This window comes from Vibrio glycogenivorans (assembly GCF_051660965.1).
Classification (GTDB): domain Bacteria; phylum Pseudomonadota; class Gammaproteobacteria; order Enterobacterales; family Vibrionaceae; genus Vibrio.
Genome location: NZ_JBPVIS010000004.1, coordinates 284,375 through 298,543, shown reverse-complemented (window position 1 = coordinate 298,543; position 14,169 = coordinate 284,375). Strand labels below are relative to the sequence as shown.

The following is a 14,169-nucleotide window of genomic DNA, read 5'->3' as shown; positions in this document are numbered from 1 at the left end:
CTGAAAAGATCAACGACTATTTGATGGTTTTTTTTAAATTTCATTGTTTCTACACATAACGAGAGTGGGTTAAAATTATCGCCACAAAACTGAACAGCAGTCGGTTTTTATTGATCTAGGTCAATACTTTTGGGTAGTGCATTTCGTTAAATACGCCCACAATATGTAGTGTCAGTCGAATAATAAAGCACCCTATATAGTGTATTTGTGGATAACTCTGTGAGTATGCTGGGGTAAGGAGAGAAGGTGAATCCTATCGTAATCAAGCGTGATGGCTCACGTGCACCATTTTGCCGTGATCGCATCCAAGCAGCAGTAGAGAGCGCGGCAGAACACAGCAACAAAGAGCTTGCTATCTATGCACTCAATGTCGCATTAGCGGTTGAATTGAAGCTGGAGGATTGCGAAGAAGTAAACATTCACGATATCCAAACCCTAGTTGAAAATGAGTTGATGCAGGGCCCTTACAAGGAACTTGCGCGCTCATACATCGAGTACCGTCACGATCGTGATATCGCGCGCGAAAAGCAGAGTGTGCTTACGCGTGAGATCGAGGGTTTGATCGAGGAGAGCAATCTGGATCTTATCAACGAAAACGCCAACAAAGACGGTAAGGTTATCCCAACGCAGCGTGATCTTTTAGCGGGCATCGTGGCTAAGCACTATGCCAAGACTCACATTTTGCCACGCGACGTTGTGAACGCTCACGAAGTGGGTGATATCCACTACCACGATCTTGATTACGCACCCTTCTTCCCAATGTTCAACTGTATGTTGATCGACCTAAAAGGCATGCTAACGCGTGGCTTTAAGATGGGTAATGCAGAAATTGATACGCCGAAGTCGATCTCAACCGCCACGGCTGTCACTGCGCAGATCATCGCTCAGGTAGCGAGCCATATCTATGGCGGCACGACGATTAACCGCATCGATGAAGTGCTGGCTCCGTATGTAAAAACCAGCTACGACAAGCACCTAAAGGTGGCTCAAGAGTGGGAAATCCCTGATCCACAAGCGTTTGCCAGCGCACGTACCGAGAAAGAGTGTTACGACGCCTTCCAATCTCTGGAATACGAAGTAAACACTCTGCACACGGCAAACGGTCAGACACCATTTGTGACCTTTGGTTTTGGCCTAGGGACCACTTGGGAGTCACGCCTGATCCAGCAATCGATCTTGAAAAACCGTATTGCCGGTCTGGGCAAAAACAAGAAAACCGCGGTTTTCCCTAAGCTTGTGTTTGCAATCAAAGACGGTCTTAACCACAAGCCAGCAGATGCTAACTACGATATCAAGCAACTGGCGCTCGAGTGTGCTTCTAAGCGCATGTACCCAGATATCCTAAACTACGACAAAGTGGTTGAGGTAACGGGCTCGTTCAAGACGCCAATGGGTTGTCGTAGCTTCTTAAACACCTTCGAAGAGAATGGTGAACTGGTTCATGAAGGTCGTAACAACCTTGGTGTTGTGAGTCTGAACTTGCCACGTATTGCTCTGCAAGCACAAGGTAGTGTTGAGAAGTTCTACCAACTACTGGATGAGAAGTTGGTGGTGGCTCGTCGTGCTCTTGAGACTCGTATCACGCGCCTTGAGAATGTTAAGGCTCGTGTTGCACCGATCCTTTACATGGAAGGGGCTTGTGGTGTGCGTCTAAACGCCAACGACTCGATCGCTGAAATCTTCAAAAACGGTCGTGCATCGATTTCTCTAGGTTACATCGGTATCCATGAGACGATTACCGCGCTGATGGGCACAGAAGTACACATGTACGATGACCAAGCCATGCGTGAAGAAGGCCTGAAGATCATCAAGCACCTGAAAGCCGCAGTGAGCACGTGGGCAGAAGAGACTGGCTATGCATTTAGCCTGTACGGCACGCCAAGTGAGAACCTATGTAGCCGTTTCTGCCGCATCGACACCAAAGAGTTTGGTGTGATTGACGGCGTAACAGACAAGGGTTACTACACTAACAGCTTCCACCTTGATGTGCAGAAGAAGGTGAACCCGTACGACAAGATCGACTTCGAGATGCCGTACCCAGAGATCTCAAGCGGTGGCTTTATCTGCTACGGTGAGTTCCCGAACATGCAGAAGAACATCGAAGCGCTAGAGAATGTGTGGGATTACAGCTATTCACGCGTTCCTTACTACGGCACCAACACGCCAATCGATGAGTGCTACGAGTGTGGCTTTAACGGTGAGTTTGATACCACCAGTAAGGGCTTCACTTGTCCAAAATGTGGCAACCACGACTCGACCAAGGTGTCGGTTACGCGCCGCGTATGTGGCTACCTAGGTAGCCCAGATGCTCGCCCGTTTAACTTCGGTAAGCAAGAAGAAGTGAAGCGTCGCGTTAAGCACCTGTAAGCGAAATTAGTCTAGCGATTATTTAGACAAAAACGGTTGCCTTGTGGCTAAGAAATAAGCAAAATACCGGCCTCGCGTGAGGTCGGTGTTGTTTCTGCTACCGCCTCATAGCTCTGTCTTATCGAGCTAACCTTATCCCCAACCGATGCAGTAAATGGTAACGAAATGAATTATCACCAATATTATCCAATTGATGTGGTCAATGGACCGGGTACGCGTTGCACCTTGTTTGTTTCGGGCTGTGTTCATCAGTGTCGTGGGTGTTACAACCAGTCGACGCAAAGCCTCAATTCTGGCGTGCCATTTACCCAGCAGGCTGAAGACCAGATTATTGCTGATCTCAAAGACGAGCGTATCAAGCGCCGCGGTTTGTCACTCTCTGGTGGCGATCCACTTCATCCGGCCAATATCAACGATATCTTGCGCATCGTTAAACGTGTGAAGAGCGAATGTCCAGACAAAGATATCTGGGTTTGGACAGGCTACGAACTTGATGAGCTGGATGAGCACCAACAGCAGGTGCTGCCGTTTATCGATACCCTGATTGACGGAAAATTTGAGCAAGAAAAAGCCGATCCAAGCCTAGATTGGCGAGGCTCAAGTAACCAAATTATCCACACATTTACATTGTAAAATACAGGATCGAGGAGCGAGGACGCTTCGCTTCGAGTGGCGAGTGGTTGGTTGGAAAGTTAATAGTTATGTCGCTCCATTCAACCAGATGAACCCCTCGCACCTGTAGGGCGAAGCCCGTCCCCGAACCTCGCCCACCTTTTTTCGGTGTTTAGAACTGTGGTTCGACTATCACAAATTGATTGGTGCCGGCGATAGGCGCGTACCAGTCGCTGCCTAGTACGTAGAAGGTAGCTCCCTCAACCGTTACTGTGGTCACATTCGCAGGCAGTACATCAACGATTTTTCCGTGATTAGAAGTATTTACCGACATTGAGCTTGTTGTTGCTTGGGCTGGCGCTGAAACTGGTGGTTGTTCGACGTAGACATAGGTGTCGTTACTGCGCTTGTAATACGCATTGTTGATCACCGCGTAGGAAATCCCCGCAATCACTACAAAGGTGGCAGTTTTAGGTAAGCTCTTACGGTGGTAGGAGCGGTGCACCGGCACTTTCTTCACGGGTTTGTGTGATGGCTTGATCACAATCACGCTCTTCGCTTTGGGCTTTTGTTTCACCACCGGTGGCTGTTTGGCCAAGATAGGGGTAGAAACGGTCATCAGTAGCACGCCCGCCACAATAAATCGCTTAGTGATGGAATGTGTCATTAGGAGTAACTCCGGTTATGTTTCGTAGTCGGTAATCTAACACTTACAGTGTCAAGTGGTGCAAGGTTAGGTAAAGTTGAGTAAATTATCATCAGTGCAGTTGCAGCGAATGAGCAATCCTCTAACCAATTTTGGTTAATACACCACCGGCATAGAACGCTTTTCACGTAAATCTAGCTCGGTGGCCGCTTTCAAAGCAAACGCATTAAACAAAATGATAAAAAGGAACTTTCAATGAGTGGAGAAATCGATCTCAAGCAACTATTGTCCAGTTTACAGCCTGAACTCGGGGGTGAGGACTATGTTTTCTGTGTGTTAGAGAGTCAAACTGAAGTCGAGGCTGATATCCAGCCGCTAGCGACTTTTAGGGAAACAGAGGGTATCACTTGGGTGTTGAGCCAGTCTGAAGCCGATAGCGCCCAGCTCGCTTATCAGGGTGTATTTAAGCGCATTACCTTAACCGTTCACTCGAGCCTTGCGGCAGTTGGATTGACAGCGGCCGTAGCATCGGTGCTTGCCGAGCATGGCATCAGTGCTAACGTGATTGCCGCGTATTACCACGACCATGTGTTTGTGCCCAAAGCCAAGGCGCACAAGGCTTTGGCCTTGCTCAGCGCCTTGTCCAAAGATGCGGTTAGTTAAGGGTAACCTCAGCAAGTTTGGTGTTGGTTTTGAGTTTGAACTTGCTCAGTTGCACCATAAACAGCTCAGCACAAGCCAAGGCATCACTGGCAGCGGAGTGGGCGTTGTAGTCCGGCAGATGGTAGTGCTGGCGCAGATCATTAAGCTGATAGCTGGCATGCGAGCGAGTACGACCCGCATAGCTGTGGCGCTTTTCGAGCTCGATAGTATCGATAAAGTGGCAGGGTAGGGCATCTAGCCCGAAAGCATGATCAAGGAGTGCGTGAAGGAAATCGCGCTCGATGGTGGCGCAGTGAGCGATCACCACCTTGCCTCTAATCTGCTCTAGCAACCAATCAAGCGCCTCAACGGCAGGCAGGCCGTCTTTGAGTTGGTTTGCCGTGATCTCATTAACTTGCGCGCTCTCATGCTTTACAAATTGACCATGGCTTAGGTAGCACTCTGCGCTACTGGCGAGATCGATCTCGCTGGTGGTGAGATGCACAAGACCAATCGATAAAATCTGATCGCGGCTTGGATCTAACCCAGTCGTCTCAAAATCTAACGCAACGAACTGTTGCTGATTGAGTTCTTCACCCAACAATGGCTGCGAGGTTTGCAGGTAATCGGTGAGCGCGTGACTCCATTTTGGCTGAATCGTCGTCGCGAGACGGCGCTTTTCCTGACAAGGTGGCTTGAGCTTGGTGAACCAACGTTTAAACATCGCTTAGCTCCCCTTTACAAACTTGAGTTTTGCTGCATCTTGCAGCTCGCTGATGATCTTAAACGCTTCTTTTAAGTGCTTACGCTCAAAGCTACTGAACTGGTCTGGGCTGATATGGTTATTGGGCTCGTTGCCTGCCAAGATTGCGCTGAGCTGATGGCGAAACCGGACATGGGTAATAAAACGAAACGCACCGATAATGTTTTCACAGCCCTCATGAGAAAGCGTACCTTGCTCAGCGGCGTAGCGAAAGCGTTCTTCAGTCCCGGTGATGGAGCCACCGGCTGAGAGACTAAAGATACGTGCTAGGTCGATGATTAAGTTAAGCGCAAACTTTTTGATGTTGAGGGTATTACTGTTCTTGCCTTCTTTTTCCAGTACCAGGCTATTAAAGATCCCGAGTGGTGGCTGAGTCTCAATCGCATCGCGGGTTAACGCCGCAATAAAACGTGGGTTTTTATGAATACACTCATGCATATAGCTTTGAATGTGCTCAACCAGCTCACTATTACCATGGATGGCTCGAACCTCCAAAAACACACTGATGCTCAGTAGGCGGTTGTATTCTGGACTCAAGACCCATTTCTGGTAGTACTCTTTCCAACGCGAGATGGGCTGGCACCACTTGGCAGAGGCAGCCATATATTTACCATCACACAATGGGTAGCCACAGGCGGCAAGCCCATTGCAAACACGCATCGCAAGGTGGGTAAAGTACATCTGCTCATCAGAGCTGACCTCTCTGGCCAGCACGATAGCGCTATCTTGGTCCGATAGCATGTGGACTTCGTTGCGCGCGTGAGAGCCGGCGACCATCCATGCATAGTCACACGGGGGAGGGCCAAGTAACTCTTCAGTAAGGTGAATCAAGCGGCGGGTAAAGGCGTCCATGATCATCGACATTACCTGCCCTTGGATTTCGGCACTAATGCCACTCTCTACCAGGGCCTGGAAGATGGTTTGTTTCTCTTCTTTTAGCGCGACTAAGGCATCGAGGGAGTCGGCATACTTGATTTTTTCAATCAAGAACAGCGATTGAGTCTTATGGTTGTGCACCAGGTGAGTGGTGGTTAATAGCCCTGACACTTTGCCGTTTTTTAGCACCGGAAGGCAGCGAACGTTGTATTGCAGCATCAAAGAGATCGCCTGAATGACCTTATCCTCGGCATTGACCAGGATTGGTGAGGCATTCATTACCTCGGCAATTGGTGCCGTGGTCGGGATCTCGGCGGCAATCACATTGCGGGTCATATCACGGTCGGTGACCATACCGACAATCTCGTTATCGTGCATCACCACTGCGCACGAACTACGCTGCTTACCACACATGATTTTAGCCACTGATTTGATCGACTCTTGACTGTCTACAATGGCTATATTGTGGCTTGCCACTTCTCCAATTTGACGAAAAAATAGGCTCTTGTCTTCTTTGCGCACAGCGCTGTTTACCGCAGAGCTTAAGCGGACGTTGGCTGCTGCGGCGAAGAAGTCGGCAAACTCAGGATGTTGCTCGCAGACACGCACCAATACTTGGTGCGGGATCAGATACAGTAGTGAGTCCTCGATTGCTTGGGCTTGGTAGCCATCTTCGGTTTTCTTTAGAGGCTCAAGAAAGGTAAAGCCAAATTGATCATCGGCGCCCAAGCGAGCACGTAGCTGACCACTCTGGGTTCGCTGCTCAATAGCGCCAGTACGGATGATATACAGATAACGCTTGGTGCACAGGGAGCTAAAGGTGATGGTTTCCCCTTCTGCTAGGTACTTTACCACTACAGCGTTGGAGAGCGATTCCACGATATCACTTGGCAGTTTATCGAAGGGGTCGAGGCGGTTGAGAAAGTCGCGAATGTTTGGTGTGACAGATGAACCCATTAGAACTCCAAATTAAAACACTGTTTCATATAGAAAAATAGTGGTAAAAAAAGCAGCACCGAATGCTGCTTGTACACTTGGTATCAGTCTCTACTGTACTGGGTAGTTTTTGTAACCCAGTTTCTCAGAGATATTGCGACCCGCTTTGTGCAGCAAGCCGATGTAGTAAGACATGCGTTTCTCATCAAAACGAATGGTCGGGAATGAGATAGATACACCGGCAATTACGCTACCAAAGCGATCATAGATAGGGGCGGCGAGACAGCGAAGGCCTGGCTCTTGCTCCTCATTGTCCTCTCCGTAATGCTGTTCGCGAACGATTTCAAGCTCGGCCAGTAGTTGATCAGCATTCTCATGAGTACGGTCGGTACTTTTGACAAAATCGATACGAGAAAGGGTGTCGCGTACAAAGTCTTCTTCACGCTCGGCCAGCAGCACTTTACCAATCGCCGTAGTGTAAAGTGGGTTGCGGCGACCAACGCGTGACTGCATGCGCAGGTTATAGTTGGAATCGATTTTGTGGATATAGATGATCGCATCATCATCCAAAGCGCCCAAGTGCAAAGCTTCATTGGTTTGCTCTGCAATCACTTTCATCTCTTTGTCTGCCAACTCAATAAGGTCAACATACTCTAGCGATTTCGCGCCAAGCTCGAACAAGCGTAGCGTCAGAGAGTACTTATCCGCCTCACCATCTTGAGAGACATAGCCTAATGTTTTCATCGTTTGTAGAAAGCGATAGGTGGTCGCTTTCGACATCATTAGACGCTGTGATAGTTCAGAAACCCCAATTTCCTTTTGCTCACTTAACGCTTGCAAGATGTTAAAGACCTTGAGCACCGAAGAAACGGCTTCCGGCTGCGTTGATTTTTCCATGTTTAAACCTTTGTTAGCTCTGCTTGGCCCGCATTATATCAAGGGGCGGTGTTGATTCCACTAATTTTAAAAAAGCTTTTTAAAAATTTGAAACCCTAAAATGCACTTGTCATACAAAAAGACGATCTACGTCAACTTTTTTGAAAGAGTGTTTTAAAATAAATTGAAATGACGTTTTAAAAATTGGTACATTCGGTTTCACAGGATGGATGACCATCAAACATAAACATCAAATAACGGCTTTCTGAGGAACGAACATGATTCTTGATTCATTTAACCTAGCAGGTAAAGTAGCAATCGTAACTGGTTGTGATACAGGTCTTGGTCAAGGTATGGCACTGGGTCTGGCAAACGCTGGTTGTGACATCGTTGGCGTGAACATTACTGAGCCAACAGAAACAAAAGAAAAAATCGAAGCAACGGGTCGTAAGTTTGTCGATATCCGTGCCAACCTAATGAAGCTTGACGATATTCCTTCAATTGTTGACCGTGCGGTGACTGAGCTTGGTCGCATCGATATCCTAGTTAACAATGCAGGTATCATTCGTCGTAACGACGCGATCGATTTCTCAGAGCAAGACTGGGACGATGTAATGAACATCAACGTGAAATCACTGTTCTTCATGTCTCAAGCAGTGGCTAAGCAGATGATTGCGCAAGGCGAAGGCGGCAAGATCATCAACATCGCGTCAATGCTATCTTTCCAAGGCGGTATCCGCGTTCCTTCTTACACGGCCTCAAAGAGTGGTGTAATGGGTGTGACTCGTCTAATGGCGAACGAGTGGGCAAGCCACGGCATCAACGTAAACGCGATTGCACCAGGCTACATGGCGACCAACAACACGGCCGCACTACGCGCAGACGAGCAGCGTAACAAAGAGATCCTAGACCGTATTCCAGCAGCGCGTTGGGGTAAGCCAGAAGACCTAGCAGGTCCATGTGTTTTCCTAGCATCTGCAGCTTCTGACTACATCAATGGCTACACAGTAGCGGTTGATGGCGGCTGGCTATCACGCTAATTGAACATTTGTGAGAGATGATTATGGATCGTGAGTATTTGGCACAAATCCTAGGGTTTATCAGTCTGTTTATGGGCATTTACACCTTCTATCAGAAAGATGATAAGAAGCTTAAAGTCCTGATGATGGTATTCCACATTAATCATCTCGTTCACTACTTTTTGCTCGGCTCACTGGTCTCAGTGGCAAGCTCTGCGCTGTCAGCGCTGCGCACCGCCACGTCGATCTATGTATCGTCCCTATTTGCCGCAGCAGGCTTCATTGCCATCAGTGTCGTGAGTGGGATCTACTTAATGGACTCTATTCACGACATCTGGCCAATCCTTGGGGCAGCGATCGGAACCTATACTGTGTTCTGCCTCAAAGGAATCGCAATGAGAATAGGCTTTTTGATTGGCGCAGGTTGCTGGCTGATCAATAATATTATTGTAGGATCTATTGGTGGCACCTTGCTTGAGTTGTCCTTGATTAGCGTGAACTTGATGACCATGTTCAGACTGCTACAAGACCAGCGTAAAGCGCAGATGCTGACCAATATTCAAGAGATTTCTCAACCATGTTTGTACACAGCAAAGACATCGCACTAGAAGACTTAGGCGAAGGTATTTCACGCAAAGTTTTGGCCCACAACGACAACATGATGGCCGTTGAGGTGCACTTTGAAACTGGCGCGGTTGGCGCAATGCATACTCATCCACATGAGCAATTGACTTACGTGCTTTCAGGTAAGTTTGAGTTCACTATCGGCGACCAAACCAAGGTTGTTGAAGCGGGTGACACTATGTACAAAGAGCCAAACATCGAACATGGCTGCGTATGCCTAGAAGCTGGCGTACTTATCGATAACTTTACGCCAATGCGTAAAGACTTTATCTAACCAAATTTAAACAAATTTGCGGGAATCCGCGGGAGTATAGAATGAAAATCGCACTAACTATGGAAAACAGCCAAGCACCAAAAAACGCAATGGTAGCGGCTGAGCTTAACAATGTTGCAGGTGGTCTAGGTCACGAAGTATTTAACGTAGGTATGACTGATGAGAACGATCATCACCTAACTTACATCCACCTAGGTATCCAAGCGAGCATTCTACTGAACTCTAAAGCAGTAGACTTCATCGTGACAGGTTGTGGTACTGGTCAAGGCGCAATGATGGCAAGCAACCTACACCCAGGTGTGGTATGTGGTTACTGTCTTGAGCCTTCAGATGCGTTCCTATTCAACCAAATCAACAACGGCAACGCTATCTCTCTAGCATTCGCTAAAGGCTTTGGTTGGGCAGGTGAGCTGAACGTTCGTTACATCTTTGAAAAAGCGTTCACTGGCAACCGCGGCGAAGGTTACCCAATCGAGCGTGCAGCTCCACAGCAAGCAAACGCAGCAATCCTAAACGACGTGAAAGCAGCAGTTTGTAAAGATGTGGTTGCTTCTCTACAAGCTATCGATCAAGAGCTAGTTAAGCAAGCAGTAGGCAGCGCACAATTCCAAGAGTGCTTCTTCTCTAACTGCCAAGTGCCAGAGATTGCTGAGTACGTTAAGTCACTAATCGACTAATTTTTCAGCCAATTTGGCAACCCTCATTGAGCGCTCGTAATGGCTTGAGTGCTCAATGAAACCTATAGAGTATTGAGTGATTGCGATAGATTCTATCGATTTGCACCTGCCTTAGCGCAGGTGCTTTTTTTTAGGGGCGGGGAGCGGGTTACACTTCGTTCCGAGGAGCGAGTGGTTCAACTTAGCTGTTAAGCTACATGCCATCCCCCAAATTTTTCATTAAACAACGTTACGATTACTCCGAATTAGTCATTAGAATTGAGAGCTTATAACGAGGTAAAACCCCCTCGCTCCCCGAAGGGCGTAGCCCGCCCCCGCACCTCGAACCTGTCTTTTTGTGGCGCATCACCAACGTTATAGAGCGCGGTTCTAAAATCCGCATAAAAAATATCTAAAACACCGTTTCACTGATCACACTTTGGCGTGCTAGTGGTGGATCTCTTGTATTATTAAATTAATAATGAACTTGTGTTTTAAAAAATAGAAATTTAAATTTCATAATTACCAGGGGTAACAATATGAACATAGATATACTCGTTGTTGGAGTCTACTTTGTTTTCATGATTGCGGTGGGTTTGATCTTCAAACGCTTCGCAGGCAACTCTACCAGTGACTACTTCCGTGGGGGCGGTAAGATGCTTTGGTGGATGGTGGGTGCAACCGCCTTCATGACGCAGTTCAGTGCATGGACGTTTACTGGCGCGGCCGGTAAGGCATTTACCGATGGATTCCCTATTATGGTTATCTTCATCGCTAACGCGTTCGGCTTCCTGCTGTCTTGGATGTTCTTCTCGTACCGCTTCCGTCAGATGCGTGTCGTTACTCCTGTTGAAGGTGTGCGCCGTCGTTTTGGTGCGACCAACGAGCAAGTATTCACTTGGGCAACCATGCCAACCAGCATCGTATACACAGGTATCTGGCTCAACGGTCTAGCACTGTTTGTCAGTGCGGTATTCAAGATTGATATCGAGACCACCATCGTGGTGACCGGTCTTATCGTACTATTTATCTCGGTGATCGGCGGCTCTTGGGGCGTTGTGGCGTCTGACTTCGTACAGATGGTCGTGATCATGGCGGTAACCGTTGTGTGTGCGGTGGCAGCAATGGTTAAGATTGGCGGTCCAAGCAACCTTATTTCGCAGTTCCCAACCGACTCTATCATGGGTCCAGACATGAACTACCCACTGCTGTTCGTCGCATGGTTCATCTTCATGTTTGTTAAGCAGCTACAAAACATCAACAACATGCAGGACTCTTACCGCTTCCTAACAGCGAAAGACTCAGTTAACGCACGTAAAGCGGCGCTGCTTGCTTTTGTACTGATGTTGCTTGGCCCTGCTATCTGGTTCGCGCCACCTTGGGTTTCTGCAATCATCTACCCAGACGCACTAGTCGCGCACTCTGACGCACTAGGCGGTAAGGCAGCAGATGCGGTTTACCTAGTGTTTGTAGAGCGTGCAATGCCAGTGGGTATGGTTGGTCTACTGATGTCAGCAGTGTTTGCGGCAACCATGTCTTCAATGGACTCTGGTCTTAACCGTAACGCGGGTGTGTTTGTTCGCAATTTCTACAGCCCAATCATCAACAAGAATGCATCTGAGAAGAAACTGATGCGTGTCAGCCAGCTTGTGACGTCAGTGTTTGGTGTCCTAATCATCATGGTGGCACTATTCATCAACTCACTACGCGAGCTAAGCCTATTCGATGCGATGATGTACGTAAGTACGCTACTACAAATGCCAATCCTAGTTCCTCTGTTCTTCGGTATGTTCATTAAGAAGACACCAGATTGGGCAGCATGGGCAACCTTGGTAGTTGGTGTATTTGTTTCTTACCTAGTGAGCTTCGTTATCACTCCAGACGTGATTGCTAACATGCTGGGCCTAGAGAACGGCTTTACTGGCCGCGAAGCCTCTGACCTTATCGTGATGAACGGTATTATTGGTCACCTTGTGATCACCGGTGGTTTCTTCTGCCTAACCACTAAGTTCTACAAAGCGCCAAAAGCTGAGCGTGCGGAAGAGCTTAACGAGTTCTGGACTGACGTTGATACACCAGTTATCGAAGAGGCAGGTCAAGACGAGTTTGACCGTCAACAACGCAACATGCTGGGTCGCCTAATCCTAGTCTTCGGTGCACTAGTGATGGCAATGGTACTGATTCCAAACCCATTCTGGGGTCGTATGGCATTCGTCTTCTGTGGCGGTGTGGTTCTGACTGTTGGTGCCCTGCTGCTTAAGAGCGCCAAGGTATCACCACAGCTGAGTGCTCAAACACAAAGCTAATTGATTTATCTCATCAAGGTCACCCTGTATAGGGTGGCCTTATTTAACCTTTACCCAACTTCTCACAATTTCATCGATACCCCAGTGTATTTAGCCAGCTGATACCAACACCTGCCTAAGTACTCTCGAGATAAGAGCAATGCCAAAGACTTATATCAACGACAACTTTCTTTTGACCTCGCCACTGGCGCAGCACTTGTATCACCAATACGCTGCGCCGATGCCGATCATTGATTACCATAACCACCTTGATGCCAAAGACATATGGCAAGATACCCAGTATGAAAATCTCGCACAGGCGTGGCTACACAGTGACCACTATGTGTGGCGCGCGATGCGCAGCAATGGCATCAATGAGCACTTTATTACCGGCAACGCGCCAGATAACGACAAGTTCGCAAAATGGTGTGAGGCGATGCCTTACCTGCTTGGTAACCCCTTGTATCAGTGGTCTCATCTAGAGCTTAAGCGCTTCTTTGATTGCGACTTATTGCTCAATCCAGACAACGAAAAGGCGATTTGGCAGCACTGTAACCAGCGCTTGGCGACTGGGCAAAACAGCACTCGTCAGGTACTCAAGCAGTTAAATGTCAAAGCGTTGTGCACTACCGACTCACCACTGGATCACCTGCAATATCATGCCGCGCTTGCGGAGTCTGATTTTGATGTACAGGTGTTACCAACCTTCCGCGCGGATGAGCTGTTTAGTTTTGATAATCGAGAGAAAATCGAAGAGCTTGCAGAGCGTCTGCATACTCTTACCGCGATTCCAGCCAACACGTTTGCTAACTATGTCGCGGCAATCGAAGCGCGTATGGAGCATTTCCACCGCTTGGGCTGCCGACTCTCTGATCTTGGCTTGACCAAGGTTGAATTTGCCGAGTGTGATGAGCGTGAAGCGGAGCGAATCTTTTTCCGCTTACGTGAGGGTGAGGAGCTTACAGACCAGGAAGTGATCCAATTAAAAACTCGCCTGTTCGTAGAGCTTGGCAAGCGCTACCACAAGTTTGGCTGGAGTATGCAGATCCACATCGGTGTGCTGGTGAATGTCAATCAGCGTCGCAAGGCACAGCTTGGCGGAGGCACAGGCTTTAGTGTGATTAACGATCGCCTGATCGCTGAGCATCTGGCAAGTCTGCTCAGCGCACTCGATAGCAGCGCTGAGCTGCCTAACACCGTGCTGTATAACCTAAACCCAAATCATAACGCCATCTTAAGCTGTATGGCGGGGGCCTTCCAAGACAGCGATTCTGCCGCTGGTAAGATTCAGTTTGGTGCGGCTTGGTGGTTTAACGACCATAAAGATGGCATGGAAGCGCAACTAACCACATTGAAAAACCTTGGCGCACTAGGGCGCTTTGTCGGCATGCTGACCGACTCGCGCAATATCTTCTCTTTCAGTCGCCATGAGTATTTCCGCCGGGTGCTGTGTAACCTGCTGGCGAAGTGGGTCGAGGAGGGAGAGCTGCCGCATGATGAGCAATTACTACAGCAGACGATAGAGAATATCTGCTTTAACAATGCGCAGCGCTACTTCAACTTTCAATCAACGAGCAACTCTGGGGAGTAATT

At 48.2% G+C, this 14,169-nt stretch carries 13 protein-coding genes; 9 read left to right on the top strand and 4 right to left on the bottom strand.

The window, feature by feature from the left end:
- Positions 1–246: 246 nt before the first annotated feature.
- Together nrdD and nrdG are read left to right on the top strand one after the other, a co-directional pair.
- Complete coding sequence (gene nrdD, locus ACSTTG_RS12095; RefSeq protein WP_438456877.1) at positions 247–2,367, top strand: anaerobic ribonucleoside-triphosphate reductase; 2,121 nt, start codon at positions 247–249, stop codon at positions 2,365–2,367.
- 165 nt (positions 2,368–2,532) lie between these two features.
- A complete protein-coding gene (gene nrdG, locus ACSTTG_RS12090) occupies positions 2,533–3,000 on the top strand; it encodes an anaerobic ribonucleoside-triphosphate reductase-activating protein (protein ID WP_438474978.1) in 468 nt (155 codons plus the stop codon).
- A 151-nt stretch (positions 3,001–3,151) separates the two neighbouring features.
- On the opposite strand, the gene ACSTTG_RS12085 is transcribed toward nrdG, so the two are convergent.
- The gene (locus ACSTTG_RS12085; RefSeq protein WP_438456879.1) at positions 3,152–3,646 is read right to left on the bottom strand and encodes a DUF6515 family protein; all 495 of its coding nucleotides are present in this window, start codon (positions 3,644–3,646) and stop codon (positions 3,152–3,154) included.
- Positions 3,647–3,880: 234 nt separating this feature from the next.
- On the opposite strand from ACSTTG_RS12085, the gene ACSTTG_RS12080 reads away from it, so the two are divergent.
- A complete protein-coding gene (locus ACSTTG_RS12080; protein WP_438474977.1) occupies positions 3,881–4,288 on the top strand; it encodes an ACT domain-containing protein in 408 nt (135 codons plus the stop codon).
- Here the strand turns inward: ACSTTG_RS12080 and ACSTTG_RS12075 are convergent.
- From ACSTTG_RS12075 to kdgR, 3 genes are all read right to left on the bottom strand, one after another.
- Positions 4,281–4,991 carry a 3'-5' exonuclease gene (locus ACSTTG_RS12075; RefSeq protein ID WP_438456881.1) on the bottom strand — a complete coding sequence of 237 codons (711 nt, stop codon included), beginning with the start codon at positions 4,989–4,991 and terminating at the stop codon, positions 4,281–4,283. The genes ACSTTG_RS12080 and ACSTTG_RS12075 overlap by 8 nt on opposite strands.
- Before the next feature lie 3 nt (positions 4,992–4,994).
- Positions 4,995–6,863 carry a DUF294 nucleotidyltransferase-like domain-containing protein gene (locus tag ACSTTG_RS12070; RefSeq protein ID WP_438474976.1) on the bottom strand — a complete coding sequence of 623 codons (1,869 nt, stop codon included), beginning with the start codon at positions 6,861–6,863 and terminating at the stop codon, positions 4,995–4,997.
- 90 nt (positions 6,864–6,953) lie between these two features.
- Positions 6,954–7,739 (bottom strand): DNA-binding transcriptional regulator KdgR, encoded by a 786-nt coding sequence (gene kdgR / locus ACSTTG_RS12065; protein ID WP_438456883.1) that lies wholly within the window; start codon positions 7,737–7,739, stop codon positions 6,954–6,956.
- Positions 7,740–7,996: 257 nt separating this feature from the next.
- On the opposite strand from kdgR, the gene kduD reads away from it, so the two are divergent.
- The 6 genes from kduD to uxaC all read left to right on the top strand — a co-directional run bounded on the left by kduD (position 7,997) and on the right by uxaC (position 14,167).
- Positions 7,997–8,758, top strand: a complete 762-nt coding sequence (gene kduD, locus ACSTTG_RS12060) for a 2-dehydro-3-deoxy-D-gluconate 5-dehydrogenase KduD (RefSeq protein WP_438456884.1) — start codon at positions 7,997–7,999, stop codon at positions 8,756–8,758.
- A gap of 23 nt (positions 8,759–8,781) precedes the next feature.
- Positions 8,782–9,345 carry a YgjV family protein gene (locus ACSTTG_RS12055; protein WP_438474975.1) on the top strand — a complete coding sequence of 188 codons (564 nt, stop codon included), beginning with the start codon at positions 8,782–8,784 and terminating at the stop codon, positions 9,343–9,345.
- Positions 9,315–9,635, top strand: coding sequence for a cupin domain-containing protein (locus tag ACSTTG_RS12050; protein WP_438474974.1), 321 nt, complete (start codon positions 9,315–9,317; stop codon positions 9,633–9,635). Before ACSTTG_RS12055 ends, ACSTTG_RS12050 begins: the two co-directional genes overlap by 31 nt.
- Positions 9,636–9,676: 41 nt before the next feature.
- Positions 9,677–10,312, top strand: a complete 636-nt coding sequence (locus tag ACSTTG_RS12045; protein ID WP_438456887.1) for an RpiB/LacA/LacB family sugar-phosphate isomerase — start codon at positions 9,677–9,679, stop codon at positions 10,310–10,312.
- Positions 10,313–10,830: 518 nt separating this feature from the next.
- Positions 10,831–12,597, top strand: coding sequence for a sodium:solute symporter family protein (locus tag ACSTTG_RS12040; RefSeq protein WP_438474973.1), 1,767 nt, complete (start codon positions 10,831–10,833; stop codon positions 12,595–12,597).
- A 139-nt stretch (positions 12,598–12,736) separates the two neighbouring features.
- Positions 12,737–14,167, top strand: coding sequence for a glucuronate isomerase (gene uxaC, locus ACSTTG_RS12035; RefSeq protein ID WP_438474972.1), 1,431 nt, complete (start codon positions 12,737–12,739; stop codon positions 14,165–14,167).
- The last annotated feature ends 2 nt before the right edge of the window (positions 14,168–14,169 follow it).

Coding starts and splice junctions, on each gene's coding strand:
- ACSTTG_RS12085 (WP_438456879.1), bottom strand. CDS start 3,646: ATGACACATTCCATCACTAAGCGATTTATTGTGGCGGGCGTGCTACTG.
- nrdG (WP_438474978.1), top strand. CDS start 2,533: ATGAATTATCACCAATATTATCCAATTGATGTGGTCAATGGACCGGGT.
- ACSTTG_RS12075 (WP_438456881.1), bottom strand. CDS start 4,991: ATGTTTAAACGTTGGTTCACCAAGCTCAAGCCACCTTGTCAGGAAAAG.
- ACSTTG_RS12070 (WP_438474976.1), bottom strand. CDS start 6,863: ATGGGTTCATCTGTCACACCAAACATTCGCGACTTTCTCAACCGCCTC.
- kduD (WP_438456884.1), top strand. CDS start 7,997: ATGATTCTTGATTCATTTAACCTAGCAGGTAAAGTAGCAATCGTAACT.
- ACSTTG_RS12080 (WP_438474977.1), top strand. CDS start 3,881: ATGAGTGGAGAAATCGATCTCAAGCAACTATTGTCCAGTTTACAGCCT.
- ACSTTG_RS12045 (WP_438456887.1), top strand. CDS start 9,677: ATGAAAATCGCACTAACTATGGAAAACAGCCAAGCACCAAAAAACGCA.
- uxaC (WP_438474972.1), top strand. CDS start 12,737: ATGCCAAAGACTTATATCAACGACAACTTTCTTTTGACCTCGCCACTG.
- ACSTTG_RS12040 (WP_438474973.1), top strand. CDS start 10,831: ATGAACATAGATATACTCGTTGTTGGAGTCTACTTTGTTTTCATGATT.
- ACSTTG_RS12050 (WP_438474974.1), top strand. CDS start 9,315: ATGTTTGTACACAGCAAAGACATCGCACTAGAAGACTTAGGCGAAGGT.
- ACSTTG_RS12055 (WP_438474975.1), top strand. CDS start 8,782: ATGGATCGTGAGTATTTGGCACAAATCCTAGGGTTTATCAGTCTGTTT.
- kdgR (WP_438456883.1), bottom strand. CDS start 7,739: ATGGAAAAATCAACGCAGCCGGAAGCCGTTTCTTCGGTGCTCAAGGTC.